Here is a 19,820-nt window from a genome sequence, read left to right on the forward strand (position 1 = left end):
CTTTTTATTTTATTATAGAAAATATAACTTAAAGTAATTATAAAGCAAAAAAATTTTTAAGTAGCTTTTTACCATTTTGACTTAGTATGGCTTCAGGATGAAATTGGATTCCATAAATGTCGTATTTTTTATGTTTTAAAGCCATGATGACATTATCTTCACTATGGGCTAAAATTTCACATTTTTTACCTATATGGCTAACATAAAGAGAGTGATATAAACAAATTTTAAAATTTTGCTTAAGATTTTTAAAAAGTGGATTTGGTTTAAATTTTATAGTTTTTACCTTACCATGAGTCGGATTTGGAAGTTTAGAAATTTTACCATCAAAAACATGTGCTATGCATTGGTGTCCTAGACAAATTCCAAGAATTTTTTTATCTTTTTTAAAATATTTTATAGCTTTTAAGCTTAGCTTTGATTCTTTTGGAGAATTTGGTCCAGGGGAGATTAAAAGATGGGTAAAATCATATTTTTTAAGCTTTTTTGGGTTTTTAAATTTATCGTTTTTGATGATTTTATAAGTAATATTTAATTCTTTTAAATAAAAGGCTATAGTGTAGGTAAAAGAATCATAATTATCTATAATCAAAACTCTCACAAAAACACCCTTTTTAAGCCTCTTAAAGAATTAATAGCATAAATTTCTTTAGCATTTAAAAGCGCATCTTTAGTGATATCTTTTTCTTTGATGAGCTTGTGTTTTAAGAGTGCTTGTCTATAAATGCCATTGAGGCAGTTTTTGGCATAAGGAGTAAAATACTCATCATTTAAATTTATGATAATATTAGTTCTTGAACCCTCACAAAGTATGCCTTGCTCATTAAAAAAAACTATGTCATAGCAAATATTTTCTTTCCATAGATGAGAATTTGCTTCATATAAACTACGCAGAGAAGTTTTATGGTGTGTTAAAAGATTTACTTTTACGATATCTTTACTTATGAGTAGTTTTTTGCTTGAATTTTCTTGTATATTGCTAAAATCAAACTCATAAAGGCCATTTTTGAAAAGTTTTAATTTAATAGCTTTTGAGCCTTTTTGAGTAAAATTACTTTTTGTAAAAAAATGATGATGATTGAAAACAAAATTATTAAAATTTTGTAAAGATTTAAAATGGAATTTTTTATCTTTACTCTCTAGTATATTTTTAAAATCATGTATTAATCTTTGAGTATCAAAGCCAAAAAATTTAGCTGAGCTTAAAATTCTTTGTAAGTGTTCTTTGAAAAATAAAATAGAATGATTTTTATAATACATTGTTTCAAATAAATAAAAGTTAGGTTCTAAAATTTTGCTTTTTAGTTTTAATTCTTCAAATTCATCTTGCTTTTGTGAGTCCCACACAAGCCCACTTCCCACACCATATCTTAAAAAATCATCATTATTTTTTTTCTCTAAAGTGCGTATAGCTACGCTAAATTTTGCTTTGTTTTTATGGATTAAACCTATTGCACCACAGTAAATTCCACGTTTTCTTTGCTCTAAATTTTCTATGAGTTTAATAGTTTCTATTTTGGGTGCACCTGTGATGGATCCACATGGAAAAAGGGCTTTGAAAATTTTAAAATAATCATTTTCTTGCTTTAATTTTCCTCTTATTTTTGAAATAAGTTGGTGTAAGGTAGGGTAGGTTTTAACCTTAAAAAGTTCGCATTTTAAAGAATGTTTTTTGATGAGTTTTGAAATATCATTGCGTAATAAATCAACTATCATTACATTTTCGCTAATGGTTTTTTCATCGCATTTTAAAAAGTTTTTTAGATTTTCATCTTCTTTTGGATTATTTGAGCGTTTGATTGTACCTTTCATGGGTTTTGTGATGATTTTTTTATTTTTGATTTTAAAAAAAAGCTCAGGTGAAAATGAAGCTAGTTCTAAAAATTCATTTTTCATATAAGCTTTATAAGGGGTATTTTGCTTAGGATAAAGGCTTAAAAAACTCTCGTATAAATTAAGATTTGATTGTAAATGTAATTCTTGAGTGAGATTAACTTGATAACTTTGACCTTTAGCTATAGCATCTTTAACTTTGTTAAAACTTTCAAAATACTTTTCTTGGTTTAAATTGGATGAAAAACTTGGATAAAAGTCTAAATTTTTTTCTTCACTTGTAAAGATTTTTCTTGTTTTAAAAGCAAAAAAATATAAAAAAGGTTCTTTGCTTTTATAATTTTTATCTTCTAGATATTTATAAAATTCATATTGGATATAACCTAAAAAATAATATTGACTTTTATATTTTTCTATGGTTTTAAAAGCTTTTTTGCTTTCTTTTTGAGTATAGGCTTTGAGGGTAAAGGCAAGATCATCATAAAGATATTTTCCAAATATAACAAATGCCATTGATATCCTTAGCTTAGAAAATATACCCAAATAGGTAAAGAAATAAAGGCAAAAACTATACCAAAAGCCACAGAACTAACCGCTAAATTCGTATCAAGTTTTGCTTTCATAATCATAGCTGCAACCATTGTCATAGTAGGCATAGCTGATTCAAGTAAAGCGATGATAGAGCTAGGATTTAATTTGAAATTTAAAAGCTTTAAAAGTACTAAAAAGATTAAAGGTGTGAGTATCATTTTGCCAAAAATGACTATTATAGTTGCTTTATAGGAAGTTTTTATACTTAAAAAGCCTAAATTTAAACCTATGGCAAAAAGCGCTATAGGTGTGGCACTAGCTCCAAGCATACGCAAAGGTTCAAAGATAAAATCAGGAAGTGTAGCAAACTTAAAACAAAGTCCTAAAATCAAAGCAACAAAAGGTGGAAAAGTAAAAACTTTTTTAAGATTTTGTAAAAAGCTTACCTTTTGCTCACTAGCTAAAGATATGATAAAGGGAGCAAGCAGCGCCACTGGCAAAGAAGTAGCAAGAGCATCATAAAGGATAATCTCTCCCAAAAAATGAGGATCTTGATAAATTCCACTAATAATAGGTATACCTACAAATAAAGTATTTCCAAAGCTAGAAAGTAAAAAAATACTTACAAGAGTGCTTTTGCTAAATTTAAAACAAAGAGCTAAAAATACACAACATAATGCTGAAAAAATAGCACAGCCCAACCCAAGCAATATAATAACAATCAAAGAAAAATCAAAATTTAAATGATAAGCACGCTCAAAAATCAAGCAAGGCAATGCAAAAATAATAGCAAAATCTAAAAAAGCACGCGCTTGTTTTTGTTTTAAAATTTTGATTTTTTTAGCAAAATATCCACCAAAAAGCAAACAAAATATACTAAATAAGGAAGAAAAAATATACATTTTATTCTGCTAAGTTAAAAAGCTTTTGACTAAATTTTGTATGAGTAAATTCCATCCATCTACAAGCACAAATATCAAAAGTTTAAAAGGCATAGAAATCATAACAGGAGGTAGCATCATCATACCCATAGCCATTAATACCGAGCTTACTACCATATCAATAACCAAAAATGGTAAGAAAAGTAAAAAGCCTATTTCAAAAGCAGTTTTAAGCTCGCTTATCATAAAGGCTGGCACTAAAACTATTAAAGGCACATCATCTATGGTTTTTGGATTTTCTAAATTTCTAATCCTATAAAAAAGCGCTAAGTCTTTTTCCCTAGTGTTTTTTAGCATAAAATCTTTGAAAGGCTTAACACCTTTAGCAAAAGCCTCTTCATAGCCTATTTGTTCAGCGATATAGGGTTTTATACCTTCATTGTATGATTTTGTAGCCACAGGCTCCATAATGAAAAAAGTTAAAATCAAAGCTAAGGTAACCAAAATAGTATTTGGTGGCATAGTTTGAGTGCCAAGAGCTGTTCTTAAAAAAGAAAACACTACAACAAGTCTTAAAAAAGAAGTCATTACAAAAACAATGGTAGGCGCAAGAGCTAGTATGGTTAAAACTATGACTATATTTAGGGTTGTTACGAGTTGTTGTGGGCTATTTGGAGCACTAAGGCTTAAATTTACAGTTGGTATAGTTGCTTCAGCGCCTAAAAGAGCCAAGCTTGATAAAAATAAAGCTAGTAAAACCCTCAAAATATTTCCTTGGTTAAAATTAAAAGCGTTATTTTAGCAATTTTACTCTTAAAAGAATAAAAATGATTTTATAAAAATAAGAATTTTTACTTTAGCTTGTTAAAATAAGCAATAATTTTTTAAAACAAAGGTAAATTATGAAAATTTCTGTGCTTATTTTGGCTGCTGGACTTGGCACGCGTATGAAATCACAAAATCCAAAAGTACTTCAAAAAATTTGCTCAAAAGCAATGATTTTACATATTTTAAAACAAGCATATAAGATTAGTGATGATGTGTGTGTGGTGCTTTCTCATCAAAAAGAAAAGGTTGAACAAGTTGTTTTAGAGCATTTTCCAAATACACGTTTTTTAGAACAAGACTTGCAAAATTTTCCAGGTACTGCAGGAGCTTTAAGGGGTTATGAGAGTAAGCATGAAAAAGTATTGATTTTATGTGGCGATATGCCTTTAGTTAAAGCAGATGATTTAGAAAAAATAGCTTTAAATGAGAGTGATTTTAATGTGGCAGTTTTTGAGGCAAAAGATCCAAAAAGTTATGGAAGAATAGTATTAAAAGAAAATAAAATTCAAAAAATAGTAGAAACAAAAGATGCAAGCAAAGAAGAACTTGCTATAAACATCTGCAATAGTGGTGTTTATGCTATAAAAGCACAAATTTTAAAAGAAGTATTACCTTTGATAAAAAATGATAACAAAGCCAAAGAATATTATTTAACCGATGCGGTTTATTTAGCAAAAGAAAAGGGCTATGAAATCGATGCGGTGTTTGTGAATGAGCAAGATTTTATGGGGGTAAATGATAAAATTGAGCTTTGCCTAGCTCAAGATCTTATGCAAGAAGCGATTAAAAAAGAATGGATGAAGCAAGGCGTGATTTTTCACATGCCTGCGACGACTTTTATTTCAGATGAGGTTGAGTTTGTAGGTGAGTGTGAAGTATATGAAAATGTGCGTATAGAGGGAAAATCAAAAATCATTAATTCTATCATTAAAAGTTCAAGTGTGATTGAAGATAGTATAGTGGAAAATAGCGATGTAGGACCTTTGGCGCATTTGCGTCCAAAATGCCAGCTTAAAAATACCCATATAGGAAATTTCGTAGAATGTAAAAATGCTTTATTAAATGGAGTTAAAGCAGGGCATTTGAGTTATTTAGGAGATTGTGAGATAGATGAGGGAACTAATATAGGTTGTGGTACTATCACTTGTAATTATGATGGGGTTAAAAAACATAAAACTAAAATAGGTAAAAATGTTTTTGTAGGTTCAGATACGCAATTTATCGCTCCGGTTGAAATAAAAGATGAGGTAATCATCGCAGCAGGAAGCACTGTGTGTAAGGATGTAGAAAAAGGTTCTTTGTATATCAATAGGGCAAAAGTGCAAATCATAGAAGATTTTTACTATAAAAAACTAGGTAAAAAATGAAAACAATCTTACTAGCAGTAAGTGGAAGCATAGCCTTTTATAAAGCTTATGAGCTGATTTCTTTATTAAAAAAAGAAGGTTTTAGGGTTAAAGTTTTGCTAAGCTTGGGAGTTTTAAAATTTGGCACTAAGCTTAGCTTTGAAGCTTTAGCGGATGAAATTTTATGTGAAGATAATGAAAGTTGGCAAAATACTAATAATCATATAGCCTTTAGCAAGACTTGTGATTGTGTGCTTTTTGCGCCTGCTAGTATAAACTCTATTAATAAATTAAACTATGGTATAGCAGATAATTTATTTATTCAAACTTTAATAGCAGTAGATAAAAATAAACCATTTTTAATCGCACCCGCTGCAAATACAAACATGTATTTGCATTTTAGTACTCAAAATTCTTTAAAAAATTTAAAAGAACAAGGTTATATTATCATTGATCCTGTAGTAAAAACTCTAGCTTGTAAAGATGAGGGTTTGGGAGCTTTGGCTGAGCTTGATAGTATTATAAATGCTTTAAAAAGAAGTCTAATGCAGGAAGATTTTTTTAAAGATAAAAGTTTTATTGTAAGTGGTGGTGGCACTAAAGAAAAAATTGATGATGTAAGATGTATTAGTAATTTTTCAAGTGGAAAAATGGCAAAGGCGGTTGCCGATGCCTTGTATTTTTTAGGTGCTAAAGTAGTGTTAGTTAGCTCAGTAGAGTTTAAAACACCTTATAAATTAGAAAAATTTGAATCTTCTTTAGAATTAAAAGAAAAATTGCAAAAATACAAAGAATTTGATGCTTTAATTATGGCTGCTGCTGTGAGTGATTTTACTCTAAAAGCTTATAAGGGTAAGATTAAGAAAAATGAGCATTTAAACGGACTTGATTTAAAATTAAAGCTAAATGAAGACATCTTAAAAAATTTAGATTTTAAAGGTAAAAAAATAGGCTTTAAGATGGAATTTGACGCGCAAAATGCTTTAGAAAATGCTAAAAAATCTTTAGTTAGTAAAAATTTAGATATGGTGTGTTTAAATGTCTTAAATGAGCAAATGAACTTTGGAAGTGATGAAAATAGCATTTGTTTTATCACTAAAGATAGTATTTCTCAAAGTTCTAAACAAAGCAAAGAAAAACTTGGCTTTATTTTGGCACAAGAATTAAGGAAACTTTGGTGAATATCATCAACTCAACTTTACCTGTAAGAATGCAAATTTTAGAAAAACGTGCATATAATCGCTATGTATTGCTTTTAAACACTAAAAAGCTTGAAACAAAAAGTTTGATAGAGCTTGAAGTAGGGGAGGAGTATTTAGCTGAAGTTTATGAAAATAAAGGCGTGATTTCTTTTAAAAATCTTTTGAAAAAGCCTAAAATTAGACTTTTTGAAGAAGGGGCTGAACTTATAGAAAAGCTTTTGCAAGAAGGTGATGAAAAAGCTTGGTATAAAAAATTCATTATCCAAAGACTTATGGAAAGCAAAAGTGCGTATGAATTTGAAATTTATAAGGAAATGTTTTTTGCATTTTTTGAAGGAATTTATTATATACCTTTTGTTTATGAGGGAAATAGGGCTTTGTTTGAAGCTAAGAAAAATGGAAATATTTTAGAAGTGTATTTGTATTTTGAAATTTTTGGTGCTTTAAAAATTATAATTGATGATGGTAAAATCACACGCATACAAACACCTTTTGCCAAAGTAGCGCATTTTTTAAACGAGTATTTTAAATTTGAAGTAGTTAATACGCTTAATCCTATGTTTGTTTTTAAAAGATTGATGGATATAAAGGGATAGAATGAATGAGTTAAAACATCTTGCTGTAGTAATGGATGGCAATAGAAGATGGGCTAGAAAAAATGGACTTTTAGAAAAAATTGGCTATAGTCAAGGTGCTAAGGTTGTTGAAAAAATCATAGAAGTATGTATAGATGAAAAAATTCAAAATTTAACCCTTTATGCTTTTAGTACAGAAAATTGGCAAAGACCAAAAGAAGAAGTGGAGTTTCTTTTTAAACTATTAAATAAATATCTTGATGAGTCTTTAAATAAATTTGTAGCCAATGAAGTGCGTTTTAAAGCTATAGGAAATTTAAATCTTTTAGATGAGTTAACCTTAAAAAAAATACAAAATTTTCAAGAACAAACTAAAAATTACACAAAATTATGTGTAAATTTAGCTATTTCTTACGGAGGCAAGGATGAAATAGTTAGAGCGGTTAAAAAGGTGGTTGAAAAAAATCTTGAAATTAATGAAGCAAATATACAAGCAAATCTTGACTTAAGTGAGGATGTGGATTTGTTTTTAAGAGTAGGGAGTGCTAAAAGAATTTCAAATTTTTTATTATGGCAATCAAGTTATGCAGAAATTTATTTTAGTCAAACCTTATTTCCTGCACTTACTAAAAAAGAAATCGCAAATATCATTACTGACTTTAAAAAACGCAAAAGAACCTTTGGTAAATGATATTTTTCTTTTTATTACTAGGGCTTTGTATGGGTTCTTTTGTCAATGTTTTGATTTTAAGAACGATTAATAAAGAAAGTATAATAAGTCCAAGATCAAAATGTCCTAAGTGTCTTAAAACTTTGAAATTTTATCATCTTTTTCCTTTGTCATCTTTTGTATTTTTAAAAGGTAAATGTGCTTTTTGCAAAGAAAGAATTTCTTTGATTTATCCTTTTAATGAATTTCTTTGTGCGTGTTTGTTTGTCTTTGCTTTTTATTTAATCGAAGATGTTTTTCAAATTTTAATTTTTGCTTGTATGCTAGCTATATTATTAGCACTTTCTTGGATGGATTATTATCTAAAAGCAGTGAGTGAGCTTTGGCTTTGGATTTTATTTATTTTAGCTTTTTGTTTCGAGTGTGTTTTGGAGCGGGGTTAATTTTCATACTAAAAAGTGTGATTAATTTTATTAAAAATTTTAAAAAAAGAGATGAAATTTTAGAAAGTTTAGGGGAAGGTGATGTTATAATAATAGCTTTGATTTTTGGAATTTTTGGCTATGAAAAAGGCTTTTTAATTTTATTTATTGCAAGTTTTTTAAGTCTTTTGTTGTTTATAAAAATAGCCAAGAAAGATTATCAAATGCCTATGATTCCTTTTTTATTTTGCGGAATTTTGATTAATCTAAGTGTAGAAAGTATATTATGAAACTAGTTTATAAGTATTTGCTTAATCAGTTTTTAAGCACAATGTTGTCTTTATTTTTTACTTTATTTATTATTGTTTCGATTATATTTTTTATACAACTTGCTAAAATTACTGCTTATATTGAAATTACTTTTTTTGAATTAATCAAATTATATATTTTTCTTTTACCAAAGATATTGATTTTTACTTTACCCATATCTTTTTTCATAGCTTTGACTTTGGCCTTTTATAGACTTTCTAGGGAAAATGAAAGCACGGTGTTGTTTGCTTTGAGTATAGCTCCAAGTATGATAGCAAGTTTTTTTGCAAAAATTGCAGCTTTAGTAAGTGCTTTTATGCTTGTGGTGGTTTTGGTTTTTATACCTATATCTTTTGAACTTTTTGATAATTTTGTAGATTATAAAAAAATTAGCGCTAAAGTAAGCATAAAAACAGGAGAATTTGGACAAAGATATGGGGAATGGCTTGTTTTTATTGATGCTAAAAATTCTGATGAAACTTATAAAAATATCATAATGTATCATCCAAAGAAAAACCCACAAGATAAAGAACAAGTGATTTTAGCCAAAGAAGGAAAGTTAGAAACCAATGATGGGGTTATTACTTTTAAGCTAGATGAAGGAAAAGCTTATGAGATTAAAGAAGAAGATTGGCATATTTCTAGTTTTAAAAATTTATTAATTAAAAGCAAGCTTTCTTCTAAAGAATTAAATACTCAAAGTTTTTATGGGTATTGGTCTGATGTAACAAGCAATAAAGAAAAAGCAAAAGAATTTGTTATTTATATTCTTATAGCTTTATTTCCTTTAGCTAGCGTGCTTTTTGCACTCTCTTTTGGTATAGTAACTTATCGTTATGAAAAAGGTTTTGCTTATTTTGGAATTTTTGTGATTATTTTTGCTTATTTTACGCTTTTGATTAGTTTTTATAATCCTCCTTTTGTAGCTATTGCTGTGATTTTTTCAAGCTTTTTAATTACTTCTTTGTTTTATTTTAAAGCAAAAATTGCAAGTAAGTATTAATGCTTTTAAAATTAACTTTTTCTTATGATGGTTCTAAATTTCAAGGTTCAGCTACCCAGCCACATAAGCTTAGTGTCCAAGATACCTTAGCGCAGGCCTTGTCACATTTGGGTATTTATGAAAAGCCTTTATTTGCTTCAAGAACTGATAAAGGTGTGCATGCATTTAATGCAGTCGCTTGTGTAAAAGCGGGAGAACATTTTAAAGATTTTGTATATTTAAAAAATAAAATCAATCATTTTGCGCACCCATTTATACATATAAAGCATATTCAAAGAATGCAAGAAAATTTCCAAGTGCGTTTTGATGTGCAAAAAAGAGCATATCGCTATATTATAAGTCATGAAAAATACAATCCTTTTTTAGCCTCTTATGTGTATTTTTATCCAAAAATAAATATTAAATTAGCCAATGAAATTGCATTTTTATTTGAAGGAGAGCATGATTTTAAACTCTTTCAAAAAGAAGGCTCTGATAATAAAACAAGCATAAGAAAAATGTATAAAACTAGAGTTTATGCTTATAACAACTACACTGTGTTTTATTTTGAAGCAAATGGTTTTTTAAGATCACAAATTAGAATGATGATGGCAAGTATTTTAAAAGTATTAGAAGGAAAAATGAGCCAAAATGAGCTTTTAGAACAAATTAATGCTAAAAAAGCTCATTGTAGATTTTTAGCTCCTGCTAGTGGTTTATATTTGAGTAAGATTTCTTATTATAATAATGCATGATTTTTTTATGTATAAAAAATGAAAAAAGAATGATTAAAGTCCCCATACAAAAAGGTAGCAGCTCTACATCTACTCCAAAAATACTCATGTTGATAAAAATACTTATAGGTATAATGGCATTATTCATCAAGGCCAAAACTCCACTATCTACTTCAGTAGAGCCTTTATTCCATAAAAAATATCCAAGTCCTGAAGCAATAGTCCCAAGATAAATCAAAGCTATCCAAGAGCTTAAATTGGATGGTAAATTATTATAATCTCCAAAAAATAAAAATGCAGGTAAGGTTATACTGGTTGCGCCTAGATAAAAATAAGCAAAAGCTTCTTTTTGGCTTAAATTTGTATTTTTTTCTAATAAAATTTTATAAAAACTTTGTCCAGCTCCAAATACTAAATTAGCCCCTTGAATAAGTAAAAATCCATATAAAAAATTAGAGTTAATATTATCAAATTTAACTACAAAAGCACCCATAATGCATATAAAAATACTTATAAAATATAAATATCTAATATTTTTTGAAAAAAGCCCATAAAAAAGCACAACGTAAAAAGGTGTAAAAATCGTAAAAAGCGCTACTTCGCTTACACTTAAATATAAAAAAGAATGATAATAAAATAAATTCATCACGCCAAGTTGCAAAGCTCCAATGCTTATGAGTTTTAATTTTAAATGCAAATTTATCTTAAAATTTAAAAAAGGTAAAAATACCAATAAAGATAAAAAAACTTTTGCAAATGCTGCAAAAAAACTATCCATTTCTAAGGTAATAAAATGTCCAATTAATGGAAAAGAAAAAGCCCAAATAAAACTTGCTAGTAATAAACTTGGCATTTTAAAGCACGCCTTCTAATTTAAGTAAAGCTTCTTTGATAAATAAACCACCATTATATCCACCTAAGTGATTTTTAGCTACCACTCTATGGCAAGGTATAAAAATTGCAAGTTTATTTTTAGAATTTGCATTGCCTACTGCTCTAAAAGCTTTTGGATGATTGATAAAAGAAGCAATTTCTTGATAAGTTTTAGTTTGTCCATAAGGAATTTTTATCAAAGCTTTATATACCTTTTGTTCAAATTCGCTTCCCTGAAGAGCTAGGGGAGTGCTAAAAGCAAAAAGCTTTTTGTTAAAATAAAGGTCTAGTTCTTCTAAGGCTTGTTCTAAAACAAGGTGTTTATCTTTGGTAAAATCAGGCTTATATATAGCAAAATCAACATTAATAAGTTTATCTTTATCACTTTGTAAAAGAATATAAGCAAAACTAGCTTTATAAAAACTTTGATACATATTTTTCCTTATTTAAAAGCAAGCATTGTATGAATTTTAAATTAATTAATTGTTATTAAAGCAAAAATTTAGTTAAAATAGTGATTTAATTTATATTCAAGGAAAATATTTGAAGATTTTATTATTTAGTTTGATTATAAGTTTAAATGCTTTAGCTTTGGATTATAGTTGTGAGTATGTTAAGGAAAATAAGACTAATTTTTTTAAAGAATTTGAGCCAAAAAATACACAAGATTTTGCTCAAGTGGATTTAAATTGTGCTTTTTCTTTAAAAAACCATCAAATCACAAAAAGATTATATGAGCTTGCTAATGAAATCAGAGGAAGTAATAGTGCTTGCATGGGTGGAGAATATTTTAGCGATTTGAGAAAATTTGATTTTAAGTTATTAGAAATTGCACTTGATCCACAAGGCTATCAAAAGACTTTACAAGATCCTATAATACTTGAAGAAAAATTTGCAAAATTAAAAGCGTATTTTAGATTTTGGGCTTATCAAAGCATTGGAAATTTTAAACTTTTCAAGGAATTTTGGAAAGAATATAATAATGCGATTAATCCTTTAACAAGATATTTTCAAAAGGAATTTAATTTAGATAAAGCAAGTGCAATTTATTTTGCTAGTAATGCTTTGAATGAATTTTTAAACTGGGCGGTTGGCGAGACTAAAATTTTTAAAGATATTTCAGATTTTGAAAAATTTGTAGCTAATAAAAATAACTCTTTAGAGCAGATTAAAGAGTATATTTATACTAAAAAAATTAGTAATTTAGAATTAAACAATGGTTTTAAATCAGCCTTGTTAAATAATAGAGAAAGTGAGATTATAAGAGAATTTATTAAATTAGGTGTAAAAATAAATGAAGGTTATGAATCTGCTTTATTTTTTGCACTAGATAATGCAGAAAATGTTAAGCTTTTGCTTGAAAATGAAGCGGTGGTTGATTATAAAAATTCTTTTGGAAAAACACCTTTGTTTTATGCTGTTGAATATAACAACTATAAAGTTGCCAAGCTTTTGCTTGAAAATGATGCAAATGTAAATCAAAAATACATTAATGATAATGAAAAACTTTCTATTGCCAGTATGGGAAGCAATACGCCATATTTTATCACCTTATGTGCGCTTGAGCATACTTCTAAAAATATCTTTATGCATGGGGCAAATTATGCTGATGTAAAAATGCTTAAGTTACTTATAGATTATAAAGCTAATTATAAAGAAATAGATGATTTAGGATTTAATGCTCTTGATTTTGCCATCATTACAAAAAAAGAAGAAAATATTAAATTTCTAAAAAAACTTGGTTTAAAAGAAAATGAAAATTTGATGTTATATGAAGAGGCACAACCATGAAGATTGCTTTGATAACAGGGGTAAGTTCAGGTTTTGGATTAGAAAGTTTAAAAGCTTTGATAGAGCTTGATTATAAGGTTATAGCCATAGCAAGACGTAAAGAAAGATTAGAAAAACTACAAGAGCTTTATGGGGATAAAATTTATCCTATCGTGCTTGATGTTAGGGATAAACAAGCGGTTTTTACAGCAATTGAAAATTTACCTCAAGATTTACAAAATATTTCTTTACTTGTTAATAACGCAGGTCTTGCTTTGGGTTTAAATGAGTTTGATTCTTTGGATATTGAAGATATTGAAGCCATGGTAGACACTAATATCAAAGGCTTTTTATATATAGCAAGAGCTACTTTACCTTTGCTTAGAAAGGCAAAAAATGCTCATGTGATTAATCTTGGTTCAATTGCGGCAAATGTACCTTATTATGGAGGTAATGTTTATTGTGGAACTAAGGCTTTTGTGGCGCAATTTTCTAAAGCTTTAAGAACAGATTTGCGCGGAAGCAATATAAAGGTAACAAATATAGCTCCGGGGCTTTGTAAAACTGAATTTAGTGAAGTGAGATTTAAAGGTGATATTAAAAAAGCTGATGAGGTTTATGAAAATACTAAATATATTAAAGCTGAAGATGTAGCAAAAATTATTACTTTTATTATTAGCTTGCCTGAGCATATTAATATTAATGAAATTGAACTTATGCCTGTGACTCAAACATGGGCAGGAACTTTTAGCGAGAAAATATAAAAACTTAAGGAAAAATATGAAAATTTTTTATTTATTATTAGCTCCTTTATTGTTATTTGCTGATGCACAAGCAAATGCAGAACTTTTTGGAGTTTGGACGCTTTTACCACCGGTGATAGCTATTATTTTAGCTTTTATCACTAAAGATGTAGTGCTTTCGTTGTTTATTGGTGCATTAAGTGGTACTTTTATGCTAGGACTTATTGAAAATAGCATTTATCATGCTATTATTGCTTCTTTTACAGGCTTTATTTCTAAAGTGGTAAATGCCATGGCGAGTCCTGGTAATGCAGGAATTTTATTACAAGTTTTAACCATAGGTGGGGTTGTAGCTCTTATTACCAAAACAGGTGGTACTAAGGCTGTAGCTGTTTGGCTTTCTACTAAAGCTAAACAGGCAAAAAGCTCACAATTTGCTACTTGGTGTATGGGGATTTTTATTTTCTTTGATGATTATGCTAATTCATTAATCGTAGGTCCTATCATGCGTCCGGTAACAGATAAATTTAGAGTAAGCCGTGAAAAACTTGCTTTTATTATGGATGCAACTGCAGCACCAATTACCGGTCTTGCTATCATTTCTACTTGGATAGGACTTGAAATTTCTTTAATTCGTAGCGGATATGATTTAATCGATAATGCAACTTTTGCGCATTTAGGTATAGTAAAAGAAGAAATCAATGCTTTTGAGATCTTTGTACAAACCTTACCTTATAGATTTTATAATCTTTTTATGTTGATTTTTGTTGTTTTAACTATTTATACAGGTAGGGAATTTGGGCCTATGCTAAAAGCTGAGCTTAGAGCTAGAGCGGGTAAATTTTCTCATGGTCATGAGCAAATTGATAATATAGAAGATAAGGTTTTAGAGCCAAAAGAGCATGTGAAATTACAAGCTTCTAATGCTATTATACCTTTAGCTGTTTTGATTGTATTTTCATTTATAGGTTTTTATTTTAGTGGTTATAATGCTCTAGATGATGCGAGTATTAAAGCGCAAATTGATGCAGCACCGCTTAGTTTATTTGCTTTTAGAGAAACTTTTGGTGCAGCTGATGCTTCGGTTGTATTATTTCAAGCAGCACTTTTAGCTACCATAGTAGCTATTATTTTAGGAATGTATAGAAAAATATTTACTTTAAAAGAAGCTATTGCGGTTTGGACCCATGGTTGGAGAACTATGATTATGACTGTGATTATTTTGCTTTGTGCATGGTCATTAGCTTCTGTGATTAAGGATTTAGGAACTTCTAAATATTTAATTGATTTATTTTCAGATAAAACGCCTATTTACTTGCTTCCTACGGCAATTTTTATTTTTGCTTCTATTATTTCTTTTTCAACAGGAACTAGTTATGGGACTATGGGTATTTTAATGCCTTTAGCTATTCCTTTAGCTATGGCCGTTGGTGTTCATAATGAATTAAGCGGAGCAGAGTTGCACCAATATATGATTATTAATATTTCAGGGGTTTTAACAGGAGCTATTTTTGGAGATCATTGCTCGCCAATTTCTGATACAACTATACTTTCATCTATGGGAAGTAAGTGTGATCTTTTAGCTCATGTTAGCACGCAAATGCCTTATGCTTTGAGTGTTTGTGCTATTAGTATACTTTGTGGTTATTTACCAGTAGCACTAGGACTTAATGTATGGCTAGGGCTTGTTTTTGGAATCTTAGCTATGATAGCTTTACTTTTTGTAGTTGGCAAAAAGGTAGATGCATAGATGCATTTTGAAGAAAAAATTGCTTTAAATAAAGCATTGTTTTCTTCTTTATATGATAAAGAAATTCAGTGCTTTAAATCACCTTTAAAAGCTTATAGAACTAGGGCAGAATTTTCTATATATCATCATGAAAATGGGGAAATTTCTTATGCAATGTTTGAAAATAAGAAAAAAAATCCTATTGAAAAATTTGATATAGCAGATGAAAAAATTCAAGACTGTATGCCTATTTTATTAAATAATCTAAATGAAAATTTAAAACATAAGCTTTTTGGAGTAGAGTTTTTAGCTACAAAATTAGATTTAAGTATTACTTTGCTTTTTCATAAAAATATAGAGTTAATTGTACAAGATTTACAAGAATTAGCAGAAAAATTAAATCTCAAACTCATAGCAAGAAGCAGGGGTAAAAAACTTGTATTTAATGGAGAAAATTTAAGACAAGCTTTAAAAATCAATACAAATGAATTTTTATATGAGTTTAATAATGATTGTTTTATCCAGCCTAATACTTTTATCAATGAAAAGATGATTGAATGGGTTGTATCTTGCATTGGAAGTGATTTTAAACAAGATTTATTAGAGCTTTATTGTGGTTATGGAAATTTTACCATAGCTTTAGCAAGAAATTTTAACAAAGTTTTGGCAACTGAAAATTCTAAAAAAAATATCGAATTTGCTTTAAAAAATTGTGTTTTAAATTCTATTGAAAATATAACTTTTACAAGACTTTCTAGTGAAGAGTTGAGTCAAGCTTTGAAAAAAGAAAGAGAATTTAACCGTTTAAAAAACATAGATTTAGATAGCTTTAAAATATCTCATGTCTTGGTTGATCCTCCAAGAGCAGGGCTTGATCTAAGCGTGATTGAACTTATTAAAAATTATGAAAATATCATTTATATTTCGTGTAATCCTATCACTTTAAAAGAAAATCTTGAAATCTTATGTCAAAGTCATGAAATTTTAAATTTAGCCTTTTTTGATCAATTTGCTAATACTCCTCATCTTGAATGTGGGGTGCATTTAAAAATAAAAGCTTAGTATAAGTTAGAATTTATACAAGCTTTGTTATTATAAAAATAGTTGATTTAATCAATTAATTTTTATAAAGGATTTCTTATTTTATTTCAAAAAATTACTTATACAAATAGAAAAATACTCTATAAAGTCAATGAAATTTTAAAACCCTTTGGATTAAAATCAAGTGATTGGAGGGTTTTTGTATATTTAAATCAGCATGGCTATAGTACTTTAGCTCCAATATGTGAGTTTTATCAGATGGATAAAGCTATACTTTCTAGAGTTGTTTCTAAACTAACAAAACTTGAATATATAGAGTTTTTAAAAGCTGATGATAAAAGAGAAAAGATCATTACTTTAAGTGCCAAGGGTAAAGAAATTTTTTTTGATGCAAATGTTTGTATAAGAAAATATGAAAAAGAAATCTTAGATATATTAGATGAACAAGATCAAGAAGTGCTTTTAAAATTACTTGATTATATCAATGAAAAAATTTAAGAAAGGTTTTTTCATGGGTCTTAGTAAGAAATATAATTTATTTAATGTAAATTTTTTCTGTATTTTTGGGATAAATTTTGTTATTTGTCTTGTTTTTTATATGAGTACTATTTCTAGTACAGATTATGTTTTGGGTGTTTTAAATCTTCAAACTAGCACCGCAGGACTTATAATGGGTGCTTTTGTTATAGGTGCTTTGCTTTCTAGACTTTATTTTGGTTCTATAATCGATGATGTTAATATAAAAAAGGTTATAGTGTTTTCGCTTTTGTTTTATCTTTTTATTAATTTAATGTATTTGAAATTTTATAATGTATATTTTTTGATTTTGATACGCTTTTTAGCAGGGATTTGTTATGGAATTTGTTCTTGTGCTTGTGGGGCAGCTATTGCTAGGATAATACCTAGTAATAAAAGAGGAGTTGGTATAGGATATTATGCTACAAGCGTTGTTTTAACTTCAGCTTTAGGTCCTTTTTTGGCCATAAAACTTGACTCTATCAATCAATTTTGGCTTAGTTTTTTAATAGCTTGTTTGAGTATTGTCTTTGCGTTAATCTTATCTATTTTTTTAAAAGTAAGAAGATTTAAAAAACATCATCATATAAAAAGAAAATTTAGTATTTATAATTATTTTGAAAAATCAGTTTTAAATTTAGCCTTGGTAACCTTTTTGCTTGCATGTCCTTTTGGTGCTATTATAGCTTATATGAGTGCTTATACCCAAAGTTTAAATTTAGCTTTTGCTGGATCTATGTTTTTTGTGATATATGCTGGATTTTCTATGATTTTTAGACCACTTGCTGGTAAAGTGTTTGATAAATATGGTGCTAACATCGTGATGATTTTTTCCTTTTTGAGTTTTATGGTATGTTTGCTTTTACTTGCTTTTGCATTAAATTTTTATATGATTATTTTAGCTGGAGTTTTTTGTGCGTTAGGTTATGCTAATGCTACTTCAAGTGCTCAAGCTTTAGCTATAAAACTTGCACCTAAAGAAAAAATGGGCTTAGCTAATTCTACATTTTTTATAGCCTTAGATTTTGGTATAGGAGTAAGTCCTTATTTGCTAGGCATTATAGAGCCAAGTATAGGTTTTGCTAATGTTTATGCTTTTTGTGCTTTATTGGTTGCAATGGCTTTGATTTTGTATTGTTTGTTGGTTGTAAAAAAAGCTTCTTATTAATTTGATTTTAGATACAATGCTTTAAAAAGGAAAAAGCATTGTGTGATAGTTATAAAATACTAAGTACTATGAAAAATATAGCCATCATAGGACTTAGCCCTAATCAAGATAAACCTTCTCATTTTGTAAGCAAATATTTACAAGATTTAGGTTATAAAATTTATCCCATCTACCCTAAAGAAGATTTTATTTTAAATGAAAGAGTTTATAGAAACTTAAAAGAAATCCCTTTTGAAGTTGATACGGTTGTAATGTTTAGAAAAGCAAGTTTTGCAAATGAAATTTTTGAGGATCTTTTGAGTAAAAAGATTAAAAATTTTTGGATGCAACTTGGCATTGCCAATGAAGAAATAATGCAAAAATGTAAAAAATATGGTATAAATTGCGTTCAAGATCGTTGCATTAAAATAGAACTACAAAAAGGATAATCATGGTTGAATTAAATAAAATTTATCAAGCAAAACAAAAAATCGCAGATTTTGTATTAAAAACCCCTTTTGTGCACTCTTCTTTTTTGAGTGAGTTTTTGGAAACTGATGTTTTTTTAAAATGTGAAAATTTGCAAAAAACAGGTGCTTATAAAATCAGAGGAGCTTATAATACAATAGCTAATTTAACTAAAGAACAAAAACAAGCAGGTGTAATAGCTGCAAGCGCAGGAAATCATGCGCAAGGAGTAGCAATTAGTGCTAAAAAATTTGGCATAGAAGCTGTGATTGTTATGCCCGAAGCTACACCTTTATTAAAAGTAAGTGCGACTAAAAATTTAGGTGCAAAAGTGATCTTAAAAGGAGATAATTTTGATGAGGCTTATGCTTATGCACTAAATTATGCTAAAGAGCATCATTTAAATTTCATTCATCCTTTTGAAAATGAAAGTATTATAGCAGGGCAGGGTACTTTAATGCTTGAAATGCTTGATGAAATAAGTGATTTAGATATGATTTTAGCTCCAGTTGGCGGAGGAGGTTTGATTAGTGGTGTAGCAAGTGCGGCTAAGCAAATTAATCCTGCTATAAAAGTTATCGGAGTGAGTGCTAAGGGAGCTCCTGCGATGTATGAGAGTTTTAAAAGTAAAAAAATGATTAATTCAAAAGCTGTTAGAACTATAGCTGATGGTATAGCAGTGCGTGATGTGAATAAAATTAATTTTGATATTATTCTTGAATGTGTTGATGATTTTATTCAAGTTGATGATGAAGAAATAGCTAATGCGGTATTGTATTTACTTGAAAAACACAAAATAACAGTTGAAGGAGCAGGAGCATCAGCAGTAGCTGCACTTTTGCATAAAAAAATAGATTTAAAAAATCATAAGAAAATCGGTGTGGTTTTAAGTGGTGGAAATATTGATGTACAAATGTTAAATATTATTATAGAAAAAGGCTTGTTTAAAGCTTTTAGAAAAATGCTTATTAATGTTACTTTGGTTGATAAACCAGGGGCTTTAAGTGCTTTGAGTGATGCGATTAAAGAAGCTCAGGCTAATATAGTTAAAATTGACTATGATAGATTTTCTACTAAACTTGAATATGGCGATGCAATGATTTCAATCACTTTAGAAACAAAAGGAAAAGAACATCAGGAATTAGTTAGAAAAATACTTTATGATAAAGGTTTTAATTTTAATGAAATTTTATGATATATTAAATATAATATTTTTTAAA

Annotated in this window: 22 protein-coding genes; 16 read left to right on the top strand and 6 right to left on the bottom strand. The window is 28.5% G+C overall.

Annotated features, from left to right (window positions below; translation table 11 throughout):
• Positions 1-37: 37 nt before the first annotated feature.
• From CAMP5118_RS00315 to fliP, 4 genes are read right to left on the bottom strand one after another with little or no spacing between them, the layout of a single operon-like run.
• The gene (locus CAMP5118_RS00315; RefSeq protein ID WP_337216311.1) at positions 38-601 is read right to left on the bottom strand and encodes an anthranilate synthase component II; all 564 of its coding nucleotides are present in this window, start codon (positions 599-601) and stop codon (positions 38-40) included.
• Positions 598-2,346: a bifunctional anthranilate synthase component I family protein/class IV aminotransferase gene (locus CAMP5118_RS00320; protein ID WP_337216312.1), complete on the bottom strand. Its 1,749-nt coding sequence runs from the start codon at positions 2,344-2,346 to the stop codon at positions 598-600. Before CAMP5118_RS00320 ends, CAMP5118_RS00315 begins: the two co-directional genes overlap by 4 nt.
• An 8-nt stretch (positions 2,347-2,354) precedes the next feature.
• The gene (locus CAMP5118_RS00325) at positions 2,355-3,266 is read right to left on the bottom strand and encodes an AEC family transporter (protein ID WP_263708127.1); all 912 of its coding nucleotides are present in this window, start codon (positions 3,264-3,266) and stop codon (positions 2,355-2,357) included.
• Between the two features lie 9 nt (positions 3,267-3,275).
• Positions 3,276-4,010, bottom strand: coding sequence for a flagellar type III secretion system pore protein FliP (gene fliP, locus CAMP5118_RS00330; RefSeq protein WP_337216313.1), 735 nt, complete (start codon positions 4,008-4,010; stop codon positions 3,276-3,278).
• A 137-nt stretch (positions 4,011-4,147) separates the two neighbouring features.
• On the opposite strand from fliP, the gene glmU reads away from it, so the two are divergent.
• Genes glmU through truA form a run of 8 tightly spaced genes read left to right on the top strand, consistent with a single transcriptional unit; the run spans position 4,148 to position 10,334 of the window.
• Positions 4,148-5,440, top strand: a complete 1,293-nt coding sequence (glmU, locus tag CAMP5118_RS00335; protein ID WP_337216314.1) for a bifunctional UDP-N-acetylglucosamine diphosphorylase/glucosamine-1-phosphate N-acetyltransferase GlmU — start codon at positions 4,148-4,150, stop codon at positions 5,438-5,440.
• Complete coding sequence (coaBC, locus tag CAMP5118_RS00340; protein WP_337216315.1) at positions 5,437-6,600, top strand: bifunctional phosphopantothenoylcysteine decarboxylase/phosphopantothenate--cysteine ligase CoaBC; 1,164 nt, start codon at positions 5,437-5,439, stop codon at positions 6,598-6,600. The genes glmU and coaBC overlap by 4 nt, the downstream gene beginning before the upstream one ends.
• A complete protein-coding gene (locus CAMP5118_RS00345; protein WP_337216316.1) occupies positions 6,597-7,217 on the top strand; it encodes a hypothetical protein in 621 nt (206 codons plus the stop codon). Before coaBC ends, CAMP5118_RS00345 begins: the two co-directional genes overlap by 4 nt.
• 1 nt (position 7,218) lies before the next feature.
• The gene (gene uppS, locus CAMP5118_RS00350) at positions 7,219-7,887 is read left to right on the top strand and encodes a polyprenyl diphosphate synthase (RefSeq protein WP_337216317.1); all 669 of its coding nucleotides are present in this window, start codon (positions 7,219-7,221) and stop codon (positions 7,885-7,887) included.
• Positions 7,884-8,309 (top strand): prepilin peptidase, encoded by a 426-nt coding sequence (locus CAMP5118_RS00355; protein ID WP_337216318.1) that lies wholly within the window; start codon positions 7,884-7,886, stop codon positions 8,307-8,309. Before uppS ends, CAMP5118_RS00355 begins: the two co-directional genes overlap by 4 nt.
• Positions 8,310-8,326: 17 nt before the next feature.
• On the top strand, positions 8,327-8,578 hold the full coding sequence (locus CAMP5118_RS00360) for a hypothetical protein (protein ID WP_337216319.1): 252 nt from the start codon (positions 8,327-8,329) through the stop codon (positions 8,576-8,578).
• Positions 8,575-9,600 carry an LptF/LptG family permease gene (locus CAMP5118_RS00365; protein WP_214100351.1) on the top strand — a complete coding sequence of 342 codons (1,026 nt, stop codon included), beginning with the start codon at positions 8,575-8,577 and terminating at the stop codon, positions 9,598-9,600. Before CAMP5118_RS00360 ends, CAMP5118_RS00365 begins: the two co-directional genes overlap by 4 nt.
• Complete coding sequence (truA, locus tag CAMP5118_RS00370) at positions 9,600-10,334, top strand: tRNA pseudouridine(38-40) synthase TruA (RefSeq protein ID WP_263724819.1); 735 nt, start codon at positions 9,600-9,602, stop codon at positions 10,332-10,334. The genes CAMP5118_RS00365 and truA overlap by 1 nt, the downstream gene beginning before the upstream one ends.
• Here truA and CAMP5118_RS00375 read toward each other — a convergent pair.
• Positions 10,288-11,166 carry an EamA family transporter gene (locus CAMP5118_RS00375; protein WP_337205571.1) on the bottom strand — a complete coding sequence of 293 codons (879 nt, stop codon included), beginning with the start codon at positions 11,164-11,166 and terminating at the stop codon, positions 10,288-10,290. The genes truA and CAMP5118_RS00375 overlap by 47 nt on opposite strands.
• A gap of 1 nt (position 11,167) precedes the next feature.
• Complete coding sequence (locus CAMP5118_RS00380) at positions 11,168-11,620, bottom strand: methylated-DNA--[protein]-cysteine S-methyltransferase (RefSeq protein ID WP_337216320.1); 453 nt, start codon at positions 11,618-11,620, stop codon at positions 11,168-11,170.
• Between the two features lie 109 nt (positions 11,621-11,729).
• On the opposite strand from CAMP5118_RS00380, the gene CAMP5118_RS00385 reads away from it, so the two are divergent.
• The 8 genes from CAMP5118_RS00385 (at position 11,730) to ilvA (ending at position 19,795) form a co-directional block, all read left to right on the top strand.
• Complete coding sequence (locus tag CAMP5118_RS00385; RefSeq protein WP_337216321.1) at positions 11,730-12,977, top strand: ankyrin repeat domain-containing protein; 1,248 nt, start codon at positions 11,730-11,732, stop codon at positions 12,975-12,977.
• Positions 12,974-13,720: an SDR family NAD(P)-dependent oxidoreductase gene (locus CAMP5118_RS00390; protein WP_337216322.1), complete on the top strand. Its 747-nt coding sequence runs from the start codon at positions 12,974-12,976 to the stop codon at positions 13,718-13,720. The genes CAMP5118_RS00385 and CAMP5118_RS00390 overlap by 4 nt, the downstream gene beginning before the upstream one ends.
• A gap of 16 nt (positions 13,721-13,736) precedes the next feature.
• Entirely contained in the window at positions 13,737-15,449 is a 1,713-nt protein-coding gene (locus tag CAMP5118_RS00395) for a Na+/H+ antiporter NhaC family protein (RefSeq protein WP_263663159.1), read from the top strand.
• Positions 15,450-16,490: a tRNA (uridine(54)-C5)-methyltransferase TrmA gene (gene trmA, locus CAMP5118_RS00400; RefSeq protein ID WP_337216323.1), complete on the top strand. Its 1,041-nt coding sequence runs from the start codon at positions 15,450-15,452 to the stop codon at positions 16,488-16,490.
• Positions 16,491-16,625: 135 nt separating this feature from the next.
• Complete coding sequence (locus CAMP5118_RS00405) at positions 16,626-16,967, top strand: MarR family winged helix-turn-helix transcriptional regulator (protein WP_337216371.1); 342 nt, start codon at positions 16,626-16,628, stop codon at positions 16,965-16,967.
• Positions 16,968-16,980: 13 nt separating this feature from the next.
• Complete coding sequence (locus CAMP5118_RS00410; RefSeq protein WP_337216324.1) at positions 16,981-18,153, top strand: MFS transporter; 1,173 nt, start codon at positions 16,981-16,983, stop codon at positions 18,151-18,153.
• 68 nt (positions 18,154-18,221) lie between these two features.
• Positions 18,222-18,581, top strand: a complete 360-nt coding sequence (locus tag CAMP5118_RS00415) for a CoA-binding protein (protein WP_258108542.1) — start codon at positions 18,222-18,224, stop codon at positions 18,579-18,581.
• Positions 18,582-18,583: 2 nt separating this feature from the next.
• On the top strand, positions 18,584-19,795 hold the full coding sequence (gene ilvA / locus CAMP5118_RS00420) for a threonine ammonia-lyase (protein WP_263663163.1): 1,212 nt from the start codon (positions 18,584-18,586) through the stop codon (positions 19,793-19,795).
• The last annotated feature ends 25 nt before the right edge of the window (positions 19,796-19,820 follow it).

The organism is Campylobacter sp. LMG 7929 (assembly GCF_024723595.1).
Lineage (GTDB): Bacteria > Campylobacterota > Campylobacteria > Campylobacterales > Campylobacteraceae > Campylobacter_D.